Annotated in this window: 21 protein-coding genes and 1 pseudogene; 5 read left to right on the forward strand and 17 right to left on the reverse strand. The window is 65.5% G+C overall.

Features of this window, described 5'->3' with window-relative positions; all coding sequences use genetic code 11:
* From HSR122_RS04160 to HSR122_RS04190, 7 genes and pseudogenes are all read right to left on the reverse strand, one after another.
* Positions 1-408, reverse strand: a complete 408-nt coding sequence (locus HSR122_RS04160; protein WP_229111425.1) for an NADH-quinone oxidoreductase subunit A — start codon at positions 406-408, stop codon at positions 1-3.
* 92 nt (positions 409-500) lie between these two features.
* Positions 501-1,154, reverse strand: a complete 654-nt coding sequence (gene purE, locus HSR122_RS04165) for a 5-(carboxyamino)imidazole ribonucleotide mutase (RefSeq protein ID WP_229111426.1) — start codon at positions 1,152-1,154, stop codon at positions 501-503.
* 47 nt (positions 1,155-1,201) lie between these two features.
* Positions 1,202-1,873 (reverse strand): annotated as a pseudogene (locus HSR122_RS04170) (MMPL family transporter); the annotation flags it as partial.
* 60 nt (positions 1,874-1,933) lie between these two features.
* The gene (locus tag HSR122_RS04175) at positions 1,934-2,497 is read right to left on the reverse strand and encodes a helix-turn-helix domain-containing protein (protein ID WP_229111427.1); all 564 of its coding nucleotides are present in this window, start codon (positions 2,495-2,497) and stop codon (positions 1,934-1,936) included.
* 71 nt (positions 2,498-2,568) lie between these two features.
* Positions 2,569-3,672 (reverse strand): glutamate--cysteine ligase, encoded by a 1,104-nt coding sequence (locus tag HSR122_RS04180; protein WP_229111428.1) that lies wholly within the window; start codon positions 3,670-3,672, stop codon positions 2,569-2,571.
* A gap of 52 nt (positions 3,673-3,724) precedes the next feature.
* Complete coding sequence (locus tag HSR122_RS04185) at positions 3,725-4,354, reverse strand: fibrillarin-like rRNA/tRNA 2'-O-methyltransferase (protein ID WP_229111429.1); 630 nt, start codon at positions 4,352-4,354, stop codon at positions 3,725-3,727.
* Positions 4,351-5,187 (reverse strand): NOP5/NOP56 family protein, encoded by an 837-nt coding sequence (locus HSR122_RS04190; RefSeq protein WP_229111430.1) that lies wholly within the window; start codon positions 5,185-5,187, stop codon positions 4,351-4,353. The genes HSR122_RS04185 and HSR122_RS04190 overlap by 4 nt, the downstream gene beginning before the upstream one ends.
* A gap of 142 nt (positions 5,188-5,329) precedes the next feature.
* On the opposite strand from HSR122_RS04190, the gene HSR122_RS04195 reads away from it, so the two are divergent.
* Complete coding sequence (locus tag HSR122_RS04195; RefSeq protein ID WP_229111431.1) at positions 5,330-7,282, forward strand: AMP-dependent synthetase/ligase; 1,953 nt, start codon at positions 5,330-5,332, stop codon at positions 7,280-7,282.
* Between the two features lie 16 nt (positions 7,283-7,298).
* Here HSR122_RS04195 and HSR122_RS04200 read toward each other — a convergent pair whose 3' ends face one another.
* From HSR122_RS04200 to HSR122_RS04225, 6 genes are all read right to left on the reverse strand, one after another.
* Positions 7,299-8,732, reverse strand: a complete 1,434-nt coding sequence (locus HSR122_RS04200; protein WP_229111432.1) for a DASH family cryptochrome — start codon at positions 8,730-8,732, stop codon at positions 7,299-7,301.
* 105 nt (positions 8,733-8,837) lie between these two features.
* Complete coding sequence (locus tag HSR122_RS04205; protein WP_229111433.1) at positions 8,838-8,993, reverse strand: hypothetical protein; 156 nt, start codon at positions 8,991-8,993, stop codon at positions 8,838-8,840.
* A gap of 75 nt (positions 8,994-9,068) precedes the next feature.
* On the reverse strand, positions 9,069-11,069 hold the full coding sequence (locus tag HSR122_RS04210; RefSeq protein ID WP_229111434.1) for a SpoVR family protein: 2,001 nt from the start codon (positions 11,067-11,069) through the stop codon (positions 9,069-9,071).
* The gene (locus HSR122_RS04215) at positions 11,066-12,373 is read right to left on the reverse strand and encodes a YeaH/YhbH family protein (RefSeq protein ID WP_229111435.1); all 1,308 of its coding nucleotides are present in this window, start codon (positions 12,371-12,373) and stop codon (positions 11,066-11,068) included. The genes HSR122_RS04210 and HSR122_RS04215 overlap by 4 nt, the downstream gene beginning before the upstream one ends.
* Positions 12,364-14,637 carry a PrkA family serine protein kinase gene (locus tag HSR122_RS04220; RefSeq protein WP_229111436.1) on the reverse strand — a complete coding sequence of 758 codons (2,274 nt, stop codon included), beginning with the start codon at positions 14,635-14,637 and terminating at the stop codon, positions 12,364-12,366. The genes HSR122_RS04215 and HSR122_RS04220 overlap by 10 nt, the downstream gene beginning before the upstream one ends.
* Positions 14,637-16,703 carry a PrkA family serine protein kinase gene (locus HSR122_RS04225; protein WP_229111437.1) on the reverse strand — a complete coding sequence of 689 codons (2,067 nt, stop codon included), beginning with the start codon at positions 16,701-16,703 and terminating at the stop codon, positions 14,637-14,639. Before HSR122_RS04225 ends, HSR122_RS04220 begins: the two co-directional genes overlap by 1 nt.
* Before the next feature lie 374 nt (positions 16,704-17,077).
* Between HSR122_RS04225 and HSR122_RS04230 the strand changes: the two genes are divergently transcribed.
* A complete protein-coding gene (locus HSR122_RS04230) occupies positions 17,078-17,479 on the forward strand; it encodes a DUF5820 family protein (RefSeq protein WP_229111438.1) in 402 nt (133 codons plus the stop codon).
* A gap of 70 nt (positions 17,480-17,549) precedes the next feature.
* The gene (locus tag HSR122_RS04235) at positions 17,550-18,002 is read left to right on the forward strand and encodes a UPF0179 family protein (RefSeq protein ID WP_229111439.1); all 453 of its coding nucleotides are present in this window, start codon (positions 17,550-17,552) and stop codon (positions 18,000-18,002) included.
* A gap of 34 nt (positions 18,003-18,036) precedes the next feature.
* Here the strand turns inward: HSR122_RS04235 and HSR122_RS04240 are convergent, their stop codons facing one another.
* Positions 18,037-18,825, reverse strand: a complete 789-nt coding sequence (locus HSR122_RS04240; RefSeq protein ID WP_229111440.1) for a M14 family metallopeptidase — start codon at positions 18,823-18,825, stop codon at positions 18,037-18,039.
* Positions 18,826-18,982: 157 nt separating this feature from the next.
* Here HSR122_RS04240 and HSR122_RS04245 point away from each other — a divergent pair, with 157 nt between their 5' ends.
* Positions 18,983-19,948 carry a methyl-accepting chemotaxis protein gene (locus HSR122_RS04245; RefSeq protein WP_229111441.1) on the forward strand — a complete coding sequence of 322 codons (966 nt, stop codon included), beginning with the start codon at positions 18,983-18,985 and terminating at the stop codon, positions 19,946-19,948.
* Here the strand turns inward: HSR122_RS04245 and HSR122_RS04250 are convergent.
* From HSR122_RS04250 to HSR122_RS04260, 3 genes are all read right to left on the reverse strand, one after another.
* The gene (locus tag HSR122_RS04250; RefSeq protein WP_229111442.1) at positions 19,945-21,225 is read right to left on the reverse strand and encodes an adenosylhomocysteinase; all 1,281 of its coding nucleotides are present in this window, start codon (positions 21,223-21,225) and stop codon (positions 19,945-19,947) included. The two genes, HSR122_RS04245 and HSR122_RS04250, sit on opposite strands and share 4 nt — an antisense overlap.
* A gap of 90 nt (positions 21,226-21,315) precedes the next feature.
* On the reverse strand, positions 21,316-23,055 hold the full coding sequence (locus tag HSR122_RS04255; RefSeq protein ID WP_229111443.1) for a histidine kinase N-terminal 7TM domain-containing protein: 1,740 nt from the start codon (positions 23,053-23,055) through the stop codon (positions 21,316-21,318).
* A gap of 74 nt (positions 23,056-23,129) precedes the next feature.
* Complete coding sequence (locus tag HSR122_RS04260) at positions 23,130-24,407, reverse strand: tRNA pseudouridine(54/55) synthase Pus10 (RefSeq protein WP_229111444.1); 1,278 nt, start codon at positions 24,405-24,407, stop codon at positions 23,130-23,132.
* A gap of 243 nt (positions 24,408-24,650) precedes the next feature.
* Between HSR122_RS04260 and HSR122_RS04265 the strand changes: the two genes are divergently transcribed.
* Positions 24,651-25,664 (forward strand): ABC transporter substrate-binding protein, encoded by a 1,014-nt coding sequence (locus HSR122_RS04265; protein ID WP_229111445.1) that lies wholly within the window; start codon positions 24,651-24,653, stop codon positions 25,662-25,664.

The raw sequence follows: 25,664 nt of genomic DNA on the forward strand, positions 1-25,664 counted from the left end.
TTACCGTTCGACCTTCTGACGCTGTGCCCGCGGGCTACGAACCCACCGGACTGCGCCGTTGCGCCACGCCCACGCGAGACCGACGACGAGGACCCCGACGAACACGAGCATCGGGACGAGCGCTCGCGTCATTCCGACGGCCTCGACGGCGTCGCTGTAGATGACGGTCCAGGGAAAGATCAGGACCGTCTCGATGTCGAAGATCACGAACAGCAGCGCAACCATGTAATACTGGATGTTGAACCGGATGCGCGTGCTGCCCGTCGGGACCTCCCCGCTCTCGTAGGTGGCGCGTTTACTCAGTTCTGGGACGCGCGGCCGAAGCAGTGCCGAGACGACGATCATCGCTACCGGGATGAGAATCGCCACGACCGCCAGCGCGCCGATCGCGATCCACGGATTGCTCATAAGACTCCTGACCACCGCTTGGAGGCGGTCGCATATAAGGATTCAGTGTTGCCGTTTTCGGCAACGCTGACCGTCTCTCGCTTCGCTCGCGGTCACTCCTCCCAGTATTTGTCCTTGAAGCCGGGCGTCCCCAGTTCGTGAAGGTCCCGGGAGACCTCGCCGACATCCTGCTGGAGGTCACGGTGATAGTCGGCGAGTCGCTCGCGGAGTTCGGGATACTGTCGCGAGAGAATCTGGACAGCGCTCAGCGCGGCGTTGAACGACTTGCCCGCGTCGACGGCGGTGATCGGCGCGCCCTGCGGCATCCCGATGACGCTGTCGACGGACTTCTCCTGGACTGGCACGCCGATCACGGGCAACGGATAAGCGATCGAGGCGGTCATGTTCGGCAGGTCGGCCGACTTGCCGCCCGCGCCTGCGATAATCACGTCCAGCCCGCGGTCCTCGGCGGTCTCGGCGTAGGCGTACATCAGTTCGGGGGTGCGATGGGCCGAGACGACGAACGTCTCGAAGGTAAACCGTGCCCCGGGGGCGTCCGTGTAGTCGGTCTGCTCCTCGAAGCCGAGTTCTTCAGCGAGGGCGACGTACGCACCGGGCCGTTTGCCCTTGCCGCCGGCCATGGTCGGCAGGTCCGAATCGCTGCCCATCACGATGCCCACGTCGGGCGTCTCCTCGTTCGGCCGGTCCGTCTCGGCTTGCTCGCGTAGCTGGTCGATCAGCGACTGGACGCGCTCGGGAGTCGTCATGTGCGAGGGTGGACGCGGCACCGACTAATATGGCGGGGATGTCCGGACTACGCGCCGAGACGCTCGCGCACGACCAGCAGGCCCGGCAACATCGTGACGACGGCGACGAACGCGAAGACGATCGCCAGCCCCGTCACGATCCCGAACCGCTGGAGCGGCGGCGAGAGCGCGAAGGCGAGCACGCCGAAGGCCGCCGCGGTCGTCGCGGCGCTGGCGAGGAGTGCCCCGCCGGTCCCGGTGATCGTCCGGGCGAGTGCGGATTCGAGCGTCTCGGCACGCTCGCGCTCGTCGACGAACCGCTCGCTGGCGTGGATGCTGTAGTCGACGCCGAGGCCGATCGCCAGGCTCGTGATCACCGCCGTCTCGCTGTTGAACGACACCCCGAGCAGCGACATCGCTCCGAGCAGCCACGCCAGCGCCACCACGACCGGCAGGACCGCCACGGGACCCAGCGACCACGAGCCGTACCGGACGCGGAACAGCGCTGTCAGGAACAGCAGGATGACCACGAGCGTCACCGCGACGGCCTCGATCAGCGTCTCCAGCAGCGCGTCCTGGATGACCGCCGTCGTGACGGTCGCGCCTGTCGCCACGGCCGAGACCGTGGCCGCGCCGTCGTCGGCAACGCCGCGATCGATCTGCGCCGCGAACGCGCTGGTGTCCCCGGCGATCGTCTGGGCCGATTCGCTCAACCGGACCGAGAGCAGCAGCCGGGCCGACGCTGGATGGAACTATCTTGATTCAGCGGGAGAACCGCGCCGTTCACGGCGCAGAGGATGTCACTCTTCGTCGTTCTCGCTGGCGTCTTCGACGGTGATCGTCACGGGTTCGTCGGCGTCCAACTCGCGCTCTTCGAGGTGAGAATCGAGATTGAAGACCGTGTTGAGCTGTTCCTGTACGTCGTCGACGATCTCCGAGACGAGGTCGCTGGGGGCCATCGCGCTGTACTCGTAGGGGTTGTTGCCCGCGCCGTCGCTCTCGCGCTTGCGCCGCGTCACTTTGCCCTCCTCGTGGAGTTCCGCGAGCGCCTCCCGGACCGTGCTCGGGTACAGGCCGGTCTCCTCGGCGATCTCATCGCTCGTGCTGTGGGGGTATTGGCGGAGATTGACGTATATCCGCGCGCGGGTCTCGGTATCGAGCACCCACGCGAGCAGGTCGACCAGTCGGTCGTCGAACTCCCCGACCGCCCGGTCGGCTTCCTCTTCGAGACGCTCGCGGACGCCCCCCTCGTCGTCGACCGTTACGCCGACTGGCTCGCCGCCGTCCTCGGCCTCGACGTCGATTGATTCTCCGCCCCCTGCTACGTCAGTCCGGTCCTCGTCTGTGGTGTCGTCTGGCGACATGCGTCGTTTCTACGAGGACAAAAGCGACTCCCGAATAAAAAGCCTTGGCTGGCACGCGGCGCGAATGCCGCTCACATTCGACGAGAGGCGGCCTGCTGCACCCGCAGCTGGAGCGCGTCACAGAGCGCGTCGACGCCCGCCTCATCACGGAGACGGCGCTGCCGTTGTGATCCGCTCTCGCCCTCGTAGATCTCGCGGATGCCGTCGACGCCGAGTCGGTCGGCGTCCCGGTAGACGACCTCCTCGAGGTCGACCGTTCCGTCGCCGTCGCGGGCGATAAAGGAGGCGTCGTGGCCGTGACGGGTCGCCCGCCACTTGTTCTCGTCGAGCAGTTCGCGCCGCATCTCCGTTTTGGATTCGCCGTCCTCGTAGCGTTCGGCCAGATCGAGCACGAGCGCGTGGGCGTACTCGACGAACGCCATCGTCCGGTCGGGGTCGGCCTGTCCGTCCGGCGCGCGGATCTCGACGGTGCCGTACTCGGTGTGCGGTCGCACGTCGAACCACAGCTCCCCGCGGTCGCTGATCGAATCCGTCTCCAGCATCTGCGCTTCGAACCCGCGGTACTCCTCGATCGATTCGAACGCCGTCGGCATGCCCGTGTTGGGCAGTCCCTCGAAGATCTTCGCCCGGGCGGACGCCAGCCCCGTGTCGTAGCCGTTCCAGTACGGCGAGTTGGCCGACAGCGCCAGCATGATCGGGAGGTGCCACCGGATCTCGTTGGCGATCCACATGGCCTTCTCGCCGTCGTCGACGCCGACGTGGACGTGGACGCCGGCGGTCGTGTTGCGGTGCTGCGGGTACTGGATGCGGTCCAGTTGCGCCCGGTAGCGCGGCTTCTCGGCGCGTTCGAGTTCGCGCCACTTCGCCAGCGGGTGCAGCCCCGCTGCTGCGACCTCGAACCCGTGCTCGCGGGCGTGTTCGACGAGCGCGTTGCGCACCTCGAGAACGGCCTCGCGGGCGTGTTCCGGGTCCTCGATCAGTCGGGTCCGGGTTTCGATGACAGTCTTGAACAGTTCGTGGTCGATTCGATCGTCGAGCACGGGAGGGAGGTCGGACTCGTAGACCAGTTCGTCCGATCCGGCAGTCGGCCGGCCCGCGTCGTCGACGACGTAGAACTCTTCCTCGACACCCAGCGTTCCGAGGCGGGTGAACGGCGACTCCGTGCCCGTATCCATCGCTACCACGCGTTTGGTTTCGGCCCGATAAAACCTTCCCGTTACTGCGGGGTTATTGCCGCGGTGTGGCGACGACGCCCAGGTGATCGCCGTGGTACGGTTCCAGCCGCGCCCGATCGAGGATCTCGTAGCCGGATTCGAGAGTCGCGCTGACCTCCTCGAAGACCGTTTCGGGATCGGCGGTCACGTCCTCGCTGCGGGCTTTGATCGCCAGCAGCAGCCGACCGTCAGGTTCGAGGAACTGTCGGTTCGCGAGCGCGACCTCGGCCTGCCCGCGCGTCGCGACGTCCTGGACCAGGACCTCGACCGGCTCGACGACGTGGGCGTAGGTCTCGGGCTTGCGCGCGTCTTTCAACAGCGGGAACAACCGCTCGCGATCGGCGGCGACCTCGATCAGGTCGCGGGTCGGCCGCGGGGCGAACTCGACGGCGTAGGTCGGCCCGGCGAAATCGGCGACGTGGCTGACTGTCGTCCCGCTTGCGGCCCCGAGATAGAGCACGCGCTCGCCGCCGGCGAGGCCGTGATCCAGCCCGCGTTCGAACATCGCCGCGACCTTCGAGCGGCCGGGGTCCCAGCGGCGCCACCCGTCGACGACCGCCTCCTCGGAGACCTGTGGCCCGCGGGTCGCAAGCGACTCGCGGCCGTCGAACGTTCGGCGCTGGATGCCCTCGGGGAGGCTCATTCGCCGTCACCCCGCGCGCGGATCGTCTCGATGCGGTCGTCCAGTTCGGCCTGGAGTTCGGGTCGGCGCTCGCCGCTGTAGTGGTCGACGCGAGCGGCGAGCGTCAGTTTGCCCGCGAGCGCCCGGGCGGCCGAGCCGCGGTGTTCGGGGTCGGTCCCGCGGACGTACTCGTGGGTGTAGATGACCCCGTGCTTCGGCGAGGGGGCGTTCCCCCGCAGGTGGGCAAAAAGTGCGTCTTCGGCTCCCAGGACCTGGACCGTTCCGCTGGCCGAGCGCGCCAGCTGTTTCAGCCCGCCCGAGAGCGCGATCAGCCGCGCCGCGAGCACCGGCCCGGCCATCGCCGCGAGGTTCGGCGCGACCTCGGGCGCGAGCCGCTCGATCGACGCCCGGAGTTCGGCGGCCCGCTCGTCGAGGTCGACCACCTGCTCGGCGAGCGCGCGCAGTTGCTCGTCGAGGTCGCCCCCCGGTTCGCGCTCGGCGATCTCGCGGGTGAATGAGACGCCACCACCGGACTCGCCGATCCGACTGCCGCCCCACTCGGCGACACGCTCGGCCAGTTCGTTTGCAGTGCGTTCACAGTCGTCCATCGCGCGAACGGCGTGGACGAGCTGCTGGTCATCGGCGCGCTCGCGTTCGGCGACGGCCTCGCGGGCGGTTTCGATGGTCGCTTCGCGCAGTTTGTCGTAGTAGTCGTCTTCGTCAGCGGCGAATCCAGACTCGACCGCTCGAGCCGGCCAGTCCGCCGGCGATTCGGCGGTCCCGTTCTCGATCGCACCGCGCGCGTCGAGGTCGTCGGGATCGACGCCCTCGAACCAGCCTGTGTCCGTGGTCATTGTCGGTGTGTATACGTTCCCCTCGTATATCGGTTCCCGAGTCGGTTTTCGATCGACGAGTCAGACAATCGTCACTTCGCTCTTCGAATCCTCGATTGCCCCTTTCATTGTTATTATTCATAAAGGAATAGAACAGCCGACTATGGCCACGGCGAGGTGGCGCGAGGCGGAGCGCGAGCACACGGACGCGGTGATCGGGCGGGACACGCTGGCGGAGATGTTCGAAGGGGCGGCCCAACGCAACGCCGAGCGGGACGCACAGCTGTACAAGACGGACTGTTACGAGCGGACGCTGCCGGCGGTCGAGACGCCGGGCACCGAATCGGGGCGGTACCGGACGCTGACCTACGCGGAGATGCGCGAGAGCGTCCGTCATCTGGCGGCCGGGTTCCGCGAACTCGGGACGAGCGCGGACGATCGGGTCGGAATCTTCGCGAACACGCGCATGGAGTGGGCCCAGACCGACTTCGCGCTGCTCGCAGCGGGCGGTGTCGTCACGACAGTCTACACGGAATCCTCGCCACAGCAGGTCCGATACCTGCTGGGCGATCCCGACGCCGTCGGCGTCGTCGTCGAGAACGGCGACCTGCTCGATCGCGTCCTGGAGGTCGAAGACGACCTCGATCTGGAGTTCATCGTCGCCATGGACGAGGTCTACGGCCACGGCAACCGCGAGGACATCTACACGCTCGGTGAGGTCGCACGCCTCGGTGCGGCGGCGTTCGAGGAGTCGGCCTACCGGGAGTGGCTCGAGGCGCGCGACCCCGACGACCTGGCGACGCTGATCTACACCTCGGGGACGACGGGCAAGCCCAAGGGCGTGAAACTCACCCACTGGAACCTCCGGTCGAACGTCAACCAGACGCGCAAGCGGATCGGGCCCCGCCCCGACAAGCCCGCGGACGTCCCCACTCTGGACAGCGGCACGCGGACGATCTCGGTGCTCCCGCTGGCGCACGTCTTCGAGCGGACAGCCGGCCACTTCCTCATGTTCGCTTCGGGCGCGACCGTCGGGTACGCCGAGAGCCCGGACACGATCCCGGAGGATATCAACAAGATCCGGCCACAGACGGGGACGAGCGTCCCGCGGATCTACGAGCGGATCTTCGACCGGATGCGCGATACAGCGGGCGAGACAGCGACCAAACAGCGCGTGTTCGAGTGGTCGATCGACGTCGCTCGCTCCTATGCTCGGGCGGACTCGCCGGGACCGTTGCTCCGGGCTAAACACAGGCTGGCGGACTATCTGGTCTACGAGAGCGTCCGGAGTCGGCTCGGCGGCAACGTCGAGTTCATGGTCAGCGGCGGGGGGAGTCTCAGCCCGGAACTGGCCGAACTGTTCCTCGGGATGGGGCTACCGATTCTGGAGGGGTACGGGCTGACCGAAACGTCGCCGGTCGTGTCCGTCAACCCGCCCGAGGACGTCCGGCCCGGAACGCTCGGGCCGCCGGTCGCCGACGTGGAGACGCGGCTGGACACCGAACTGGTCACCGACGAGGAGTTCCCGGACGCCGAGGGCGAGGTCGGCGAGTTACAGGTCACGGGGCCGAACGTCTACCCCGGCTACTGGGAGCGGCCCGAGGACACCGACCGGGTGTTCACCGACGACGGCTGGTTCAGGACGGGCGACATCATCGAGCGAACCGACGACGGCTACCTGATCTATCGCGACCGGATGAAACAGATCCTCGTGCTCGATACGGGCAAGAACGTCGCGCCGGGCCGGATCGAAAACGAGTTCGCCACCAGCGACCGGATCGAGCAGATCATGGCCGTCGGCGACGGCCAGAAGTTCGTCAGCGCGCTCATCGCACCGAACTTCGAGCGCCTCGAAGCATGGGCCGACCGTGAGGGGATCGACCTGCCGGCGGATCGCGAACGGCTCTGCGAGGACGAACGCGTCCGCGAGTGGATCGGCGAGGAGGTCGAGCGCGTCAACCGGCGGCTCGAACCAGTCGAACAGGTCAAGCAGTTCCGGCTCACGCCCGAGGAGTGGACGCCCCAGAACGAACTGCTCACGCCCTCGATGAAAAAGAAGCGCCGGACGATCCTCCAGCGGTTCAACGATCAGGTCGAGGATATCTACGAGGAGTAGTCCCCCCCATCGAGACCTACGACGAGGGGCTCTCGAAGTGGGCGGTCGGATCGACCATCGGTTGAGGGTAGTCGATACCCAGTTCGACGCCGTAGCGGGCCTGTTCGTCGGCGTCCATCCGCCAGGGCTCGTGCGCGTAGCGAGGGGGAAGGTCCACCAGTTCCGGGACCCATCGACGGACGTACTCGGCGTCGGGGTCGTAGTTGTGGGCCTGCCAGAGCACGTCGAACGCCCGGTCGCGTGAATCGGTCCCGACGCCGGCGATATACGCCCAGTTGCCGTAGTTCGAGGCGACGTCGTAATCTAGCAGGCGAGACTCGTAGCGGGCAGCTCCCCATCGCCAGTCGATCCGGAGCGTGTTCGCCAGAAACGACGCGGCGTTCTGGCGGGCGCGGTTGCTCTGATAGCCCGTCGCCGCCAGTTCCCGCATCGCCGCGTCGACGAACGGGAAGCCGGTCTCGCCGTCGACCCACCGACGGAAGGCGGATCCGTCGCGGTTCCAGGCGATCTCGCGGTTCCGGATCCCGCCGGGCCGGAAGTACGCCGCGCCGTGTTTCGCGAGCTGGAACTGGAAGAAGTCCCGCCAGCGCAGCTCGAAGACCAGCCAGTAGGTCGAGTCGTTGTCGACCCGCTCGCGCTCGTAGCGATCGACCGCCTGCGTGACTCGTCGCGGCGAGAGACAGCCCAGGGCGAGCCACGGCGAGAACTTCGAGGAGAAGTCCATCCCGAGCAGTCCGTTTCGCGTCTCGCGGTACTCCCGGAGGCGGTCGCGCTCGAAGACGTACGTCTCCAGCCGTTCCAGCGCGGCCGACTCGCCGCCGGAGACGGGCATTGGAGCGTCGCGCTCGTCGGCTGGCTCGCCCGCGTCATAGCCCAACTCGGACAGCGCCGGAATCGGACTGCCGTCGAGGTCGGGCGTCGGAACCGTCGCAGGCGGGTCGAGCGGATCCCGGACCCGGGAGCTCGCCTCGACGCTGTCCTTCCAGGGCGTGAACGTGTCCTGGACGTCGCTGACTGCCATCGGCAGGTCCTCGATCGCGTGGAGCGTGTGAGTCCAGTGGGTCGAAAGGTCGATCCCGCGGTCGACGATGGCGTCCTCGACGGTCGCTCGCTCTTCGGTGCCGGGGAGCCGCTGGGCGTGCACGACGTCGGCGTCGACGGATTCGGCGACGTCCGGCACGATCGATCGCGGATCGCCGCGGCGAACGAGCAACTCGCCGTCGCGTTCGCGGAGCCGGTCCCGCAGATCACGGACGCTCTCGCGGACGAACTGCGCTCGGAGAGGGCCGATTCTCGGTTCGTCGATCCATCGACTCGACTGTCCGAACCGCCGAGTGTCGAATATATAGAGCGGAACGACCCGGTCGCTCCCGTCGATCGCCCGCCGGAGCGTCGGGTTGTCGTGGACGCGCAGGTCGCGCCGAAACCAGACGAGTGCCGTCTCTGTCATGGATATCCTGTGGGCTACGATCACTTTACGGCCACGCTCAGCGAGTCGGGCGGCGGGATGAAAGATGACCGTTCTCCCGGCTCTCTGTCCCTCGTCACGTGCCAGCTACTTCGACCTGTAGCGTCCGGGTGCGCGGCCCGTCACACGTCGAACGAACACCGTCGCGACGCCGTCGGCGTTGTCGGGAAGCGCCCGGGTGACTTCCTCGGTCACGTCCAGTCCCTCCGTTCGGTCGGTCGTCTCGATGGAAATCGTTGCCATAGCAGGCTATTCGAGCCACGACTCGAAAAAACCGGGTCTCCGGTCCGGACGACGCGGTGGCGGTCCCGACCGGATCTAGTCGAGCCACTCCTCGGGTGTGGTATCGTAGTCGACGTCGGTCGCCGCGAGGTGTTCGACCATCTCCCAGGGGACCTCGTCGACCGTGACCTCCTGACCGTCGTATCGCAGTCGTCGCCCGACCTCGATCGGTTCGGGTTCGCGGTCCTGGCGGCGGGCGACCTCTATTTCGCTGTCGTCGTACTCCTTGTCGATGGTGAGCAGGTTCACGGGCCGACCCCACAGTTCGAACGCGCGTTCGAGCACGTCCGTCGCCTGCTCGATGTCCAGCACGATCCCGTTGTATCGATGGGCGAGCAACAGCTCGCCGGCGTTGTCGTAGTTGCCGTCCTCGACAACGACCGTCGGCTTGCCGAAGTTGGTGAACTGCAACAGCAGCTTCCGCTTGACGTCTCCGGGATCCGTCGAGGAAACCCGGAAGTCGTCGGTCTGCTGGGAGTGCTCGTAGGCGAAGTAGTCGTTTTCCTCGACGAACTCGTCGGTGAGGAACTCGTCGATGAACGTCACGTCGTTGTGGCTCTGGCGGATCTCGCGCATCCGGTCCCAGCCGCGGGCGTAGTCGACGTCCGAAAGCGCCGCCTCGACGCTGTCGTAACGGCTGTCGTCGAACAGGTACCGGCTGATCCGCTCCAGCTGTGGCTGTCCGATCCGGGATAGAAAGCCCCGGTTCTGGGGCTTCACCAGCGAGTAGTGACGCCGGACGAGCCCCTCGTAGGAGAGGACCGCCCACGGGTAGGTCTCGACATCGAGGTCGCCGTTCCGGGCGCGTTCGAGCGCGTCGGCATCGACGCGGGGATCGTCCGGGTCGATCTCCTCGAGGTGGCCGGGGACGTCCTCGATCCACGCCGGCGGCGCGAGCGCCGACTGCACCGCCTCGAAGTCGACGGCCTCCTGGAAGTTCCGCCAGGTGATCCCCTCGACCCGCAGGAGGCGTTCGACGACCTCCCGTCGGTTGGCGAGGTTCTCGACGTGCTGCCACAGCTCGAACCCGAGTTTGTACGGGTTGAGCCCGCCCGAGCCGAGCACTTTCGACATGTGGTCGGCGTAGGTGACGAACTCCTCGGCGCTCGCGAACCCCTCCCCGACCATCATCAGCGACTCCCAGTAACTGGCCCACCCCTCGTTGAGCACCTTCGTCATCTTCTGGGGCGCGAAGTAGTACGCCTCCCGGCGGACGATCTCCAGTACGTCCTTTTGCCAGTCGGTCATCTCGACGGCCTTGCCCGCCGCCTCGTCGTACTGTCTGCCGTGCTCCCGGAGGAACGCGAGCACGTCTTTCTCGGGGGTCGCCGGGAACGAACGCGCCTCGTCTTCGACCTGTGCGTCGCGCCACTCGTCGTCGAAGACCTGCCGGGTGATGTCCTCCGAGAGGTCCAGTTCCTCGAGACGCTCGTCGGGATCGGCGGCGTCGAGATCCGTCTCGTCGTCGGTCACGGTCGGCGAGTACGGCCGGTGCTGGTCGATCGTGTCCGCCAGACAGAGGACGTGGTCGATCCACTGCTCGACCTCGTTGCGGTCGATCTCGGGGTCGCGCATGTACTCCCGGATCGTCTCGGCGTGGCGGGCGAGCATCTCGGCGGCCGCCGGGTCCTGCGACGACTCCTCGCCGTCGGTGAACAGCCCGAACCACTCGTTGTTGGCGAAGAAGTCGGCGTGGGCCTCGACGTGGGTGATCACCGCCTTCTGGTCGGCCAGCGAGTTCGACTCCTGAAGGAACGCGTGTGACGGGTTGTCGTTGTTGACGATCTCGAAGGCCTTCCCGCCGAGGAACTGGCTTTGCTTGCGCTGGCGGTCGTAGGCCATCCCCCACCGCCAGTGGGGATACCGCTCCTGGAACCCGCCGTAGGCGATGAGTTCGTTCATCTCGTCGTAGTCGACGATCCAGTAGTTGACCGGATAGGGCGTCAGCCCGAGTTTCCGCGCCAGTTCGCCCGCTCGGGCGACGGGTTCTTCCAGTTCGTCGGCGATCCGCTGTGCTTCGATTCGGTCGTCGATCATGATTCGTCCTCCGTGCTGAGCACCTCGTAGATGGCGTCGACGACGTCGTCGGGACTGGTGACGTAGGCGACGGCCACGTCGTCGCTGTTCCGGAAGTGGCGCTCGACCTCCTCGGCGTGTGTGGCGTTGATCGCGTTGCCCGAGGGCTGAGTCTCGACGTACGCGTGGAGGTTCGCCGGGATCTCCTCCATCAGCGGGATCACCTGCTGTTCGGTGTCGTTGCTGGAGTTCTCGCTGTCGCCTGCGGCGAAGACGTAGCGGTTCCACTCGCTGTAGGGATACTCCTGCTCGAGGACCGCCGCGGCGAGTTCGTAGGCGCTTGAGATGCGCGTCCCGCCGCCGGACCGGATGCCGAAGAACTCCTCGCGGTCGACCTCCCAGGCCTCGGCGTCGTGGGCGATGTAGACGAACTCGGCGTTGTCGTATTTCCCCTGGAGATACCAGTCCAGCGGCGTGAACGTCCGCTCGACCAGTTCGCGCTTCTGCTGGCGCATGCTCCCGGAGACGTCGCGGATGTTGACCACGACGACGTTTCGCTCGGGGGTCTCGACGACTTCGGGGTATCGGTAGCGTTCGTCCTCGCTGCGGAAGGGGATCTCCTCCAGTCCCTCCCGGCGGATCCGCTGGGCCGTCGTCTCGTGTTCGACGCTCGCCTCCATCTCCTCGACGGAGGCCCAGCGGTCGCGTTCGTCGGCCGGCAGGTCCTCGTAGGCGTTCTCGATCCAGGCCCGCGAGACGGGGATGTGCTCGCTGCGCGCCCACTCGTAGACCGTCGCCGGTCCCCAGCCGTCGACGCGCAGCGCCTCCCTGACGTACTCCTCGTCGAAGTCCATCGCCATCTTGCGCTTCAGCCCCTCCTTGAACAGCCGCTCGAAGTCAAGCGTCGAGGACGGACCGGTGCGGGTGATGTCGGTGAAATCGCCCTCGGTCTCCTCGACGACCTTCTTGCCTTTCGGCTCGAGGTCCAGTCCGAGCCGTTCGTCGAGTTCCTGTGCGAACTCCTCGGGGTCCATCTCGTAGTACTCGTGGTCGCCGCCCTCCTCGCCGGGATCGCCGTCTTCGTCGCCGTCGCCCGGCTGTGGCTGGCCGACGGGATCGCCCTCCTCGGCACCGTCGCCCTGCCCGACTCCGCCCATGTCGCGGCGGTCGTAGACGAACTCGGGGAGGTCGACGATCTTGATCGGGATCCGGACGGCGTCGCGCCGCGAGTTCCCCAGATCGCCGTACTGGATGAACGCCGCCAGATCCTGGCGGCGCTTCTCGCCCACCTCCCGGTAGCGCTCGAGGTCGTCTCTCAGTCCCATCGGTAACTCACCTGTCCCATGACGTGACGGCTCGTGAGTTCGGCCGCGGCCTCGCTGTAGCCGAACTGCTCGGCCATCGTCTCGATCGTCCGCGCCTTGATCCGGGCCGTCTCGGTGTCTTCCGGGGGATCATCCCACTGTCGCGGGTCGAAGTCCTCAAAGGCCCGCCTGACGTCCGTCCAGTCGTGGCTGCCTAGCACCGACTCGATGACCGGGATCTCGGTCAGCGTCACGTCCTCGACCCGGAACTGGTCGTCGCGGTTGTGCCAGGCGTGGCGGTTCAGCGCGGTGATGACCTTCTCCGTTCGGAACGCAGTGACCTCGTCGGTCGGCTCGTTGCCGCGGTAGTCGCTCTCGGTGAACCGACCGAGGTGCTCGATCTCGAAGACCCTCATCTTCAGCGGGTCGGGGGCGACGGACTCCCCGCGGTCGTTCTCGATGCGCTCGCTGGTCGCCCAGGCGTAGACGTGTTCGACGTACTCCTCGACGGTCTCGTCGGTGACGCCGCTCTCGTACATGATCGCTGCCAGGACGTCCGACTCCTGTCTGTCGAAGACCCGGCTCTTGACCGGGACGACTCGCTCCTCGAACTCGGCCGTCTCGGACGGCGAGAAGACCGGAGCCGTCCGGAGTCTCTGGACCATCGCGTTCAGGACGTCCCGCGGCATGAGCACGTCCTCGACCGGCAACTCGGCGTGGTGGCGGTCGGTCTCCTCCTGGAGGAGATCGGCGATCACGTCGCGCGTGTAGGTCACGGGGATTCCGTGCTCGCCGTCGGCAGCGCTCTCGTCGAACGCGAAGGCCTCGGCCCCGCGGCGCTCGTCGCCGTCCTGGAGATAGCCGCGATCGAACAGCAGCGCCTTCTCGACGAGTCCGAGGTCAGCAGGGAGGTCGCTATCGTCTAGTCGCGAGACGACGTCGTACAGCGCGGCCGCCTCTAGTGCGTGTGGCGCGAGTTCGCGCTCGCGGACGCCGTCGCCGCGATCGACCTCGACAGCGATCGCACTCCTGATGCGCTCGTCCAGTGCCGACCAGGAATCGGCCGTCCAGACGGCCGTCTCGGTAGTCAGTTCCCGGCGAAGGAGCTGGGCCTCCAGCGAGAGGTTCGTCAGGTAGGTGAACTCGTGTCTGGTCAGCCGCCGCTTAAGGGCTTTCAGCGGGTCCTCGCCCCCGCGATCGGCGTGCTGGTCGAGCGTCGCCTCCAGATCGGGGTTGGAGATGACGACCAGTTGCGTGTCGACGTCCATGCCGATCCCCTTGTCGAGTTTGACGGCTGCTTCGTCGGGGACGTTCAGCAGTCGCTGGAGGAGGTCGGCGTGCTGGGCGGCGTCCTCGACGATCGTCAGCAGGCCGTTGCCCTGACTGAGCACGCCGTCGTAGGAGAACGCCTGCGGGTTCTTCCGGCCACGCGAGTCCAGCTCGCGCAACATGCCGGCCATCCACGACCCGACGAGTCGCTCCTTGGGGCTGCCCTCGTCTTCGCTGTGCAGGACGCCGATCCCCTGACCGAGGTCGACGACGTAGTTGGTCACGCGCAGGTGGTCGGGGTCGGTCACCGCCGAGAACAGGTCCTCGACGCCCTGTCGACGGTACTGCTCGGTCAGGTGATCGTAGGCTTCCCGCGAGAACGGGTCCAGATCGGCGTCGACGTGGATCGTCGTGTGGTCGAGCCGGTCGTTGACGGCGTCGAGGACCTCCTCGCGGACCGATTCCGGGAAGACCGAGAGCGGGTGCGTCTGGACCGGGCTCTCGTACCAGTCGTCCTCGTTCTCGCGGTGGCTGGCACCGTAGGTGAGCCCGCTCGTCTCGCCCGCGCCGCTGACGTTCCACTCGAGGGTGTATCGACGGCCCTCGTCGGTCTTCGAGTACGCCCGGAGTCCGTTGATCAGACAGCGTTTCAGTTCGGACTTGCCGGTCGCGGTCGGGCCGGTGAACCAGATGATCGTCTCGTCGTTGCCCCGCCGGGCCGCGATCGATCGCAGGTCGTCGACGAAGGCGTTCAGCACGTCGGTGTTGCCGAGGATCGCGTGCTCGCCGTCGTTGTACGGGTCGTCGAAGAACCGGTAGCGCTCGGTCTGTTCGCCCTCCTCGATCACGGTTCGGGTTCCGGCCGCCTCGATGGCGTCGAGCAGGTACTGCGAGGCGTGGGCGGCGACCGCCGGCCGTTCGAGGATCAGATCGACGTACTCCGGCAGCGACAGCGGCTCCCGGTAGGCCCGGTCGAGGGTCCGATCGGCCGCATCGATGAAGTCAGTGCCGTCCATCACTCTTCCATCTCGCTTTTGGCGACCTCTGCGCCGGCGAACTCCAGCACCTCCCTGGCACCGTCGCGACTGTAGCCCTGATCGATCAGCGCTTCGATCCAGGCGCTGCGTTCGTCCTCGCTCATCTCGCCGGAGGCGACCAGCGCCGAGAAGTTGATGTTGTGTTTCTTGTCCTCCCAGAGTTTGCGCTCCAGAGCCCGACGCAGGCGGTCGTTGTCCTGCGGATCGAAACTCTCGCCCTCGCGGGCGCGCCGTGAGACCCAGTTCGCGACCTCCTGGCGGAAGTCGTCCTTGCGGTCGCGGGGCAGCTCGAGCTTCTCCTCGACGCTGCGGAGGAACGTCTCGTCGGGTTCCTGCTCGCGGCCGGTAATCTCGTCTTCGACGGTGTCGTCGTCGATGTAGGCCATCACGTGATCCATGTACTTCTCGCCCTGGCGGCGGATCTCCTCGACGTCGTAGGCCAGCGCGTGGCGGACGTCCTCGATCGCCCGTTCGCGGTACTCCTCGCGGACGAGTTCGAGGTACCGGTAGTAGGTGTCGAAGCGGTCTTCGGGAATCGACCCGTGGTTTTCGAGGTTCTCCTCGAGGTGGGTGAACGTCGCGAGCGGCGAGAGGAACGCCCGATCGCGGTGCATCGAGTCCATGATCGCCTCGGCGATCTCGTCGCCGATGAACCGCGGACTGACGCCGTCCATGCCCTCGCTGATCTCGGCGGCGGCGTCGCCCTCCTCGCGGAGTTTCCTGACGTCGACCTCGTCGCTCTCGCTCTCGCCGTTGTAGGCTTTGGCCTTCTGGAGCAAGTCGACGTTGCTGGCATCGGGTTCCTCGACCCGGGTCAGGACGCCGAACAGCCCCGCCATCTCCAGGGTGTGCGGTTCGACGGAGATGTCCGGCAGGTCGGCGTTTCGCAGCATCTTCCGGTAGATCATCGCCTCGTCCTCGTAGCTCAACACGTAGGGGAAGTCGATACGCTTGGTGCGGTCGTTGAACGCCTCCATCTTCTCGTCGCCCTTCTTGTCCCTGTATTCGGGCATGTTCGTCCGGCCGACGATCACCTGGTCGATGTCGATCCGGGGGTTGTTCTTGGGCTTGATCGTCTGTTCCTGAGTGGCGTGCAGGAAGTCATAGAGGAACTCCCGCTGGAGTTTCAGCAGTTCCTCGCCGGAGAACAGCCCGCGGTTGGCGTTGCAGAAGGCTCCCGAGTAGTCGAACGCCCGCGGGTCCGACTCGCCGTAGATCGCGATCTTGCTGTAGTTGACGTCGCCGGTCAACTCGGTCTCGTCCTGGTTTTTCTTGTCTTTGGGTTCGAAGGTCTCGACGGCCTGGCGCATGTTCTCGTCGGCGACGAGTCGGACGATCTCGACGTGGTTCTCCAGGACAGTCTCCAGATCGTCGTCGTAGTACGCCAGCAGCCGGTCCATGTAGAACTCGCTGGCCGGGTCGAGGCTCTGCTCGTTGCGGATCGTGTACGGTGCGTCGAGGATCTCGTTGACGTCGTCCAGGATCGTCCGGCGCTGACCTTCCGGCACCAGCACGAGCGGGTCCTGGTTCATCGGCGACCGGACGGTGTCGTCGGCGGGGTCCTGATCGGGGATGACGTCACAGAGGTTCGTCCACCGGAAGGTGTACATCCGGCCCGCCTCGCGGCGGGTGTAATCCTCGAAGTAGCGTCTGACCTGCCGGTCGAAGTCGGACTTGCCCGAACCGACCGGGCCCAGCAAGAGCTTGATCCGCTTTTGCGGCCCGAGTCCGCGGGCGCCGCTTTTGACCTTGTTGACGAACTCGTGGATCGACTCGTGGATGACCCGGCCGTAGAAGGTGTTCTCGCCGTCGGCGACGGGGTCTTCGGAGGCCAGTTTGTACTCGACGAGACCGGCGTCCTCGTCGTACTCGGTGCCGTAGTAGTCGAACATGTCCGCGACCCGCTGGTGTGCGCTGCGAGCGATCCGCGGCTCGTCGTAGAGCTGTTCGAGATACCACGTGAAGTCGTGGTGATCCCGCAGATCGGACGGGATCGACGCGCGGTACTCGTCGCTCAGCTCCGAGAGCGACTCCGGTTCACTCATGGTATCACGCGTGGCGTTGCCCGCGTCCAGTCTCCGCGTGACTGGCCGTACGGGGCGGCAGGCCCGGACGCTGTTTCGGAGGGGTCGAACGTTGCTGGTCGCGCCCGGCGGTGGGGACCGGACCCGGGCGACCGTGTCGTGTCGTATGGTATCGTGTGTCGCATTTTCCGATACTGTAATACCTAAGGGGACCTCATTTACTTAAACCCTCGCTTTATCCGGGGTGTGAGTAACACGCACGGGTGGCGAAGAACGCAATCTGAAAGCGCCACGAAACCAGATCTGGTTATCTCCGTCCGGCCGCCTCTGCAACCATTTATAAACCCATCGCTCCCGACCGGGAGGTTCTTTTCCATCGCGGCGGTGAGGCGACTATGGAACTGGCGAGTGCGCTGCCCGACGGGTGGTCGGTCTGGAGCGAGGAGGCGGGGCGGGCCGTGGTCGTCTACCGGCCGGGCGTCTTCGATAGCGAGGCGTTCCCGCCGCCGTGTCTGCCGACGCTGTATCTCACGAAGGGGTCGCGTGGTCGCCGTCCAGGCAGACCCGAACCGGCTCCGGACGATCCCTGGTACGTGACGCTGTCGCTGGAGCCGGACGTGACGGCCGATCGCCGGCGGTTCGACGACCGCAAGGTAGCGGTCGAGGAAACGGTCGAACTGGCGAAAGCCTTCGCCGACGGCGAGTTCGACTACCGGTCGCTGTATCAGGTCCCGCGCGAGCGATACCTCGATAAACTCGACGAGCTGACGGGACGTGGGACAAATTCGACGGGCTGACCGGCGGGGGCAGACTCGACGAGGTGGCCGGGCGAGAAACTTAATCGGCTCGGGGGTGTACTGACGGTCGATGGCTCAGCTCACGCTCGTCGGCACGCGCCTGGCGGAGGTCGGTCAGACGTTCGTCTATCAGGGGCCTGCCGAGGCCTGTGAGGGGTGTCCCTACCGCGATCAGTGTCTCAACCTCACCGCGGGCCGCAAGTACGAGATCGTCACAGTCAGAGAGAACGCCAGCGTGCTCGACTGTGGCGTCCACGACACCGGCGTGCAGGCCGTCGAGGTCGAACCCGCTTCGATCCGGGCGAACGTCGCCTCGAAGGGCGCTTACGCCGGGAGCAAGTCCCAGCTCGAAGGGCCCTGCCCGTACACGGACTGCCCCAGCCACGAGTACTGCGAGCCCGCCGGTGCCGAGTTCGACGAGCAGTACACGATCGACGAGGTGTTCGGCGAGCCGCCACACGACTACTGTATGCTGGATCGGGACCTGACGCTCGTCGAGTTCGCGCCCCCTGACGACGCTTGACCGGGCCACCGACCGCACACCGTCACGTTTCCTGCTAGGCGGAACTGTCCCGCTTTTTCGCCGTGTACCCGAAGACGTCCTCGTAGCCGTACGCAGACAGCAACACGGGGTAGAACGGTTCGTCGGCGACGACGCGCTCGCCGTCGGCCGCGGCGAAGGCGTCGCCGGCCTCGACGCGCTCGAAGTTCGAGACGCAGACCTCGTATTTCTCTGCCTCTCGTTTCGGGACGACGTCGTCGAGCCTGTAGACGTCTTTCTCGTGCGGTTCGAGCGGCGGTTGGTCAGCCAGCACGCCGGTCGCCCGCAGGAACTCCCGGACGATCCGGGTGGCGTTGTCCGCGGCGACCGTCGACCCCTGATAGCCGGCCTCGACCTCGACGAGCGTCTCGACAGACTGGAACAGTCGCCCGTCGTCGAACGGGCCGGTCTCGACGATCGCATCGACCGGCAGCCGACGCGCCAGTTCCTCCGACCGGCCGCCCGCCTGTTCGACGATCGCGAACGGCTCCTCGTAGGACTGCGTCGAGTGCAGCGCCAGCGTCGTACAGCCGTCGAGCTCGGCCGTCAGCTCGGCCGCGAGCCGAGACTCGTGTGTCGAACCGTCGGGATCGCCCGGAAACGTCCGGTTGAGGTCCTCCTCGCAGTAGCGCTGTTCGGCCGCCAGCGCTCGCTCGTTCGCGACGATCAACTTTACCGGTCGCTCGATGGGAGGGTCAGACGCCAGGAGGCGATCGATCGCCGTCACGCCACAGGGCTCGTCACCGTGGATGGCCCCGACGACGGCGACGGCCGGTTCGCCGGTGCCGAGCTGTTCTATCCGCATTCGTCATCGGATTGGGCAGTCGGTCATTTATATTGCTCGACTGGACTCCGGGCGGAGCCGACAGACGTCACGGATAAACGCCAACGCGGATCGCTCGACGAACTGCCCAATCAATTGGCTGTTAGCTTTTTATATCTGCGCCAGGAAATATGGGTAGATGTCTGAATCAAATATCGATCGAGACATCGACCGGGATATCGACGAACTCAAGGAGAATATCGACCGGAGCGCGGGATACGACCACGAGGCCGCGAGCGAGATCCAGACTTCGGTTGCGAAATTGGAAGACTCCTCGGTCGAGATCGCCGAACAGGCGGACTACATCAAGGAACTCACCGCCGAACAGTATCGGGGGATCGACAAGGTCTCCGACGAGATATCGAATCTCAGTGCGGCCGTCGAAGAGGTGGCCTCCTCGACGCAGCAGGTCTCGTCGTCCAGTCAGGAGGCCGAGCGGCTCGCCGAACGGGGGCAAGGCGTCGCCGACGAGACGATCGACGTGATGGAATCGATCAGAGAGGCGTCCGAGAGCGTCAGCGAAGACGTCCGAACGATCCAGGAAAGCGTCGAAGAAATCGATGAGGTCGTCGAAATTATCAACGATATCGCCGACCAGACGAACATGCTGGCACTGAACGCCTCGATCGAGGCTGCTCGTGCGGGTGAGGCCGGTGAGGGGTTCGGCGTCGTCGCTGACGAGGTGAAATCGCTGGCCGAGCAGGCCCAACAGGAGGCTACCAGGATAGAAGAGATGGTCGCGGACATCCAGGGCGATACCGAGAACGCCGTCGCCAGTCTCGAAGAGAACAACGAGGAGATCGAACGCGGACTCGACAGCGTCGGCGAGGCCGTCGACATCCTCGAAGAGCTCGGCGAGGCGGTTCAGGAAATCAACGCCGGGATCCAGGAGGTCGCTGATGCCACCGACGAGCAGGCCGCCTCGGCCGAGGAGATCGCCAGTATGGTCGATCAGTCGACGACTAACGCCGAGGAGATCGCAGACGAGGTCGAGCGGATCGTCGTCGAGATCGACGACCAGACCGGACAGATCGTCGATATCAATCAGGCTGTCGACGACCTCGTCGAGGATCTCGCCCGCAACACTGCCACAGCCGACGACTAGGTCCCGTGCTGCCAGGAGTCCATGTACTCGCGCTGTTCCGGGGTTAGCTCGTCGATCTCGATGCCTTCCGCGTCCAGTTTGATCTCCGCAACCTCGCGGTCGAGTCGGTCGGGAATCTCGTGGACGCCGGCGTCGTACTGGTCGCCATTGGTCGCCATCTCCCGGGCGGCGACCGCCTGGATCCCGAAGCTCTGGTCCATCACTTCGACCGGGTGGCCCTCGGCTTTCGGCGCGGCGAGGTTGACCAGCCGTCCCTCCGCGAGGACGTTGAGCTGGCGACCGTCGGGCATGACGTAGCCGGTGACTCCGTCGCGCGCCTCGACAACCTCTTCAGCCATCGATTCGAGGTGCTCGAGGTTGATCTCGACGTCGAAGTGGCCGGCGTTGGCCAGCAACACACCGTCCTGCATGACCTCGAAGTGCTGTTCGGTGATGACGTCGCGGTTGCCGGTCGTCGTCACGAAGATGTCGCCGTCCCGTGCGGCCTCGTCCATCGTCGTGACCTCGAAGCCCTCCATGTGGGCTTCCAGTGCCTGGCGCGGGTCGATTTCAGTGACGATCACGTCGGCGTTCATACCCGAGGCCTTCTTGGCGACGCCCTTGCCACACTGGCCGTAGCCGCCGACGACGACGGTCTTGCCGGCGATCGAGAGGTTCGTCGTGAGCTCGATCGCGACCATCGAGGCCTCGCCGGTCCCGTGGACGTTGTCGAACAGTCGCTTCATCGGCGTGTCGTTGACGGCGAACATCGGATACTCGAGCGCGCCGTCATCGTCCATCGCCCGCAGGCGGTGGACGCCCGTGGTCGTCTCCTCACAGCCGCCGATGATCGAGTCGATCAACTCGGGATACTCCTCGTGGACGAGAAAGACCAGGTCTGCCCCGTCGTCGACGGTGATGGTCGGGTCGTGGTCGATCACGCTGTGCATCGCGTCGTAGTAGGCCTCGTCGTCGACGCCGCGCTTGGCGTAGGAGGTGATGTTCTCGTGTGCGTCAAGCGCCGCGCTCACGTCGTCGTGAGTCGACAGCGGGTTACACCCCGTGATCGCGACCTCCGCCCCCGCGGCCGCCAGTGCCTCCGTCAGGACGGCCGTTGTGGCCTCGACGTGCATCGCCATTGCGACCGTCTCGCCGGCCAGTGGCTGGTCGGCCTCGAAGTCCTCGCGAAGCGACTCGACGATTGACATGTGCTGGCGGGCCCAGTCGATCTTCTTGCGCCCTGATTCGACTGCTGACTCGACGTCTTCGAGCTGCTCGGAGATAGACGCTCCTGTCATGGTCCGAACAACGGACACCGGTGGCAAAACCCTACCGAAGCGCAGTCGCTAGTTTCGAGAGGGCGACCCGATCGCTCACAGGGCGACATACTACGACGACTCCGCGCGTGGAAGTGACACCGTGAATATCGACCCCCGTGGCTCGTTGTCTTCGACGCTCACTGAACCGCCGTACCGTTCGACGAGCGTCCTGACGAGGTAGAGTCCGATGCCGGTCCCCTCGCTGTCGAGGCCGGTTTCTCCTTTCGAAAATAACTGCTCTTTGTGGACGTCTGGAATGCCGGGCCCGTTGTCGGCGATCGAAACACGAACCCGATCGTCTCGTTCGGTCGCCGAGACGACTACCTCGGGCTGTTCCGTATCGTTGTGCTGAACGGCGTTTTTCAGTAGATTGCGAAACACGGATCCCAGCATCTCGTCTCCCGTGACCGATACGTTTGGGATCGACCCCTCAGCTGCGATCGATACACTGTCGAACGAATCGCTAACTTTCTCGATTTCGTCAGTGAGTACGGCTCTCACGTTCACCGGCTCGAACTCCGACTCGGGTTCGAGCATCACGGTGGCGAGTTCCCGGGCCGATTTCGTCAGGTCGACCGCGTGGTCAGCGTTTTCAGTTATCATCTCCAGATATCGGGCTTCGTCATCCGTCATTTCCGCCTTCGTTGCCAGAAGGTCGGCTCCACCCAACACGCTCTGGAGGTGATTTCTGATGTCGTGTCGGACCATCTGATCCAGCACCGCGATATTGTCTCGCTGTCGCTTGACTTGTTCTTGGGCCCGTTTGCGCGCAGTGATCTCGCGGACGACGAACAGCGTACCGAGGGTCTGTTCGCTGCTCGTAGTGAACTTCGAGGTCGAGACTTCCAGCGTTCTCGTGTCGCCATCGGGACCGTCAACTGCTACTTCGAACGGTGGCGCATCGTCACCTGCTTCGAGGGCCTGTCCATCAGGCTCAGCGAACAGCTCTGATATTTTCGTGCCGACGAGTGCGGTCTCGGCGTCGAGCAACGACCGAGCGCGTGCGTTGACGTCGATGATCTCCCCGCCGGTGTCGACGAGCAAATACCCCTCTCGCATCGTTTCGATCGCGCGAGAACGGGCCAGCGCTTTCGTATCGAAGGTCTCGTACCGGAACGCCGCATAGCCCACACCTGCCATCCCGATCGAAAACGACGCCGGCGTCAGGATCGTGCCCGGTGTCTCGAACGGGAGGATATCGAACGTCTGGACGACGGACAACAGCATCGGCGCAAAGATAGCTGGGACCAGAACCGCAGTCTGCCTCCGGCTGAGACTCGAGTCGGTCCATGTCCGATACACGATATACGAGAGTCCGGCCGTCGCGACGATATAAAACGCCGAGAGGTACGCGACGTAGATTGGACTCTCACCGTGGCTGATCACGGAGAACGCTCCGAACGAGACCAGCTGTGGGTCCTCGAACAGGACAGGTACGGGATCGGTAAACAGCAAGACGAACACCGGCAACAACCCCACGCCGATGACGGACACCGTCTTTCGATTCACCCATCGACGCGCGTTCCCCATCGAGAGCGCATAGAGCAACACCGCAGGCGCAGTCGTGAACGACCCGAAGTGAAGCAACTTGTACGCCCAGTAGGACAGTCTGTAGGTCGTCGCAGTAAGTTGCAACAGCGCGAAGAACACCCAGACGGTGATCGCCGCCGCCAGAGCCGTGAAGGTCGTCACCTGCTTGGTCCGTCCAAACTTGTCGATATAATACAGTCCGTAGGCCGTCGTCAGTAGTCCGACCTCAGTCGCCAGTAGAACGAGAATCAACGGGAGATGGAGCTGGAAAGACTGCACACTATATGTCAGTGTGAGCGATTATATAAAATCTTACCTGTCCACAGCGGGACAGCGCTTCAGCGGTGAGTTGCTCACTCTGCGAGATACGCCTCAGTGAGGAACGGCTCGGTTTCGCCCTCGACCGCGAGCACGTCCAGCGCGGTCACGACAGCCCCGACACCGAGCAAGCCCGACAGGCTGGGTTCGGTCCGGCCGTCGTCGCCGGAGACGAGTTCCTTCACGTAGAGGCCCCCCTCGCCGTCGAGTTCGATCGTCGCGTGGGTCTCGTCCTCGAGGTCGCCCTTGATGTCGTATACCTCCCGCGTCCGGTCGATGTCGGCCCGGCGGTGATCGACCCGCTGGGGCGTCCGCTGGGTGATCGTCGCACCGCGGAGGTCGTCCAGGGCCGCCTGCAGGTCCGCGTCGGCCACGGGCCCGTCGAACTCGACGGCCATCCGGTAGGTCTTGGACGCCTCGTGTTCCTTGACCCGTTCGACCATCTCGTAGGTCGGGATCGCCAGATCGGTCACCTCGACCTTCCCCTCGGCGTAGTCGTTGATCGCCGCTTCGAGCGCTTCGGGATCGACCTCGCGAGTGTGGGGATCTTCGACTTCGATGACGAACGGCCGGCCCGTCCCGAGCATGAGCGCGTCGACGTCCTCGCGGCCCGCCCCGTGGAAGGTCGCGGACTCGCCCTCGTAGGCCTCGACGACCGGCGGCGCTGTCAGCTGTTCGACGCTCTCGTCGTACCGGAAGCCGGTCCCGTCACAGCCCGGACACTCCGCCCCGCGTTTCAGGCCGGTCCCGCCACACTCGTTGCAGGGCCACTTCGTCTGGGGAATGTCCCGTTCGAGTTTCCTGTAGCGACCGTAGACGAACGCGGAGTTGACCTGCAGCTCGACCTCGTCGGTGCCGAGATCGAGCAACAGCTGGACGTCCGGTCGCTCGAAGTCGACCTCGGCGTCGACCTCCCGGCCGAAGCGCTTGCCGACTTCCCGGTTGAGTTCGGCCTTCAGCGGCTCGCCGGCGTCCTCGGGCAAGCCCACGTCGTCCCGGAGGAGGGTGTCGTTTTCCTCGAGCATCGGCGGGACGCGCGTCCCGACCTGGTAGGTGTCGAACGCGTAGTCGGCGACGGCCCGGACCGCGCGATCGACCCACGTCCCGATCCGGTCCGACTCGCCCTCACAGACCCAGCAGTCGTCGGGTTCCTCGTAGGGTTCGTCGTCTTCGAGCGCGACGGTCGTGCGAAGCGCGCGCCCGCGCTCGGCGTTGGTCAGCCCGAAACTCCGGTCGGCGACCAGCCGGCCCAGACAGGCGTCACAGACGGGACCGGTCGCCAGCGCGTCGCGTGCGATCTCCAGGACGGTCATCGATCCCGTATCGCCGTCCGAAACGTAATTCCCTTTCGAGTCGTCGCCGACGGCCTCTCTGCCCTGTCACCGCTACCAGCAAGACGATCCGATGACGGGGACGTCACCGAAATCGCGGTTCGGCTGGGAGCGCCCTTACCTCTCCTGTCTCGCGTCTCTGTCGGCCGAAATCGGCGTACAGAGACGGTGCAGCCGTTGCCAGCAACTGTCTCGATAAACGACCCCGGCCCGTCGTATCCGGTAATGGCAAACCGAGAGACGCGGATTTCGAGGCGCACGTATCTCGCAGGCACGGCGGCAGCGACGACTGGCCTCGCTGGCTGTTCCGTTCTGGGCGGCAGCACCGGCGAACTGACGGTCGCGTACATGCCGATCTTCCCCGACCTGCAGTACTTCGTGATGGACGAACAGGGATACTTCGACGATATCGACCGAAAGGTCGTCGGCGAGGAGTTTACCGATGGCCCATCGATCGTCAAGGCCTACGGCGGCGGGGAGATCGACATTGCGATGTTCGGTGTGGTCCCGGCGATGATCCTCGTCGATCGGGGGCTCCCGGCGAAAGTGACGGCGGCCAACATCAAGGAACCGATGGCGATCCTCGCACACGAGGAACTCGGGCCGCTGTGGGACGAACACGGTAGTGACGCCTTCGACGTCTGGCAGGAAGAGCGCGGCGAGCCGTTCCGGTTCGGGACCTTCCCGCAGGGATCCGTCCCTGACATCCTGCTGCGTTACTGGCTCGAGCAGGAGGGGATCGAGCCCGGGGGCGACGTCGATATCATCGAGATCGGCGGCGCGAACGCCGTCTGGCAGGCCCTCGCGAACGACGAGATCGACGGCACGTCGATCATGGAGCCAGTCCCGACCCGCGTCCAGTCGGAGTCAGTTCCCTACGAGACATTCAGAACGGCCGCCCGGATCATGCCCGGTCAGCCGGCGGCCGTGACGCTGATGAGCGACGCCGTCCGGGACAGCGAGGTCGCGACACAGTTCCTCGACGCTCACGTCCGGGCGAACGAGTACATTCAGGACAACCCCGAACCGACGGCCGAGATCGTCGAGGACGGTATCGGGCTGGATTCGGATCTGGCGCTGTCGGCCCTGCAGGGGCCGCTGTCGAACTTCGTCACCGATCCCCGCGAGATCGAAAACGGGACGGCGATCTTCTCGGAGTTCGCCGCCCGGACCGGCAAGCTCGACGATCCGCTCTCGCCGGACGAGATCTTCGATTACAGCGTCTACGAGGGGATCTAA

This window comes from Halapricum desulfuricans, assembly GCF_017094525.1.
GTDB classification, from domain to species: Archaea; Halobacteriota; Halobacteria; order Halobacteriales; family Haloarculaceae; genus Halapricum; species Halapricum desulfuricans.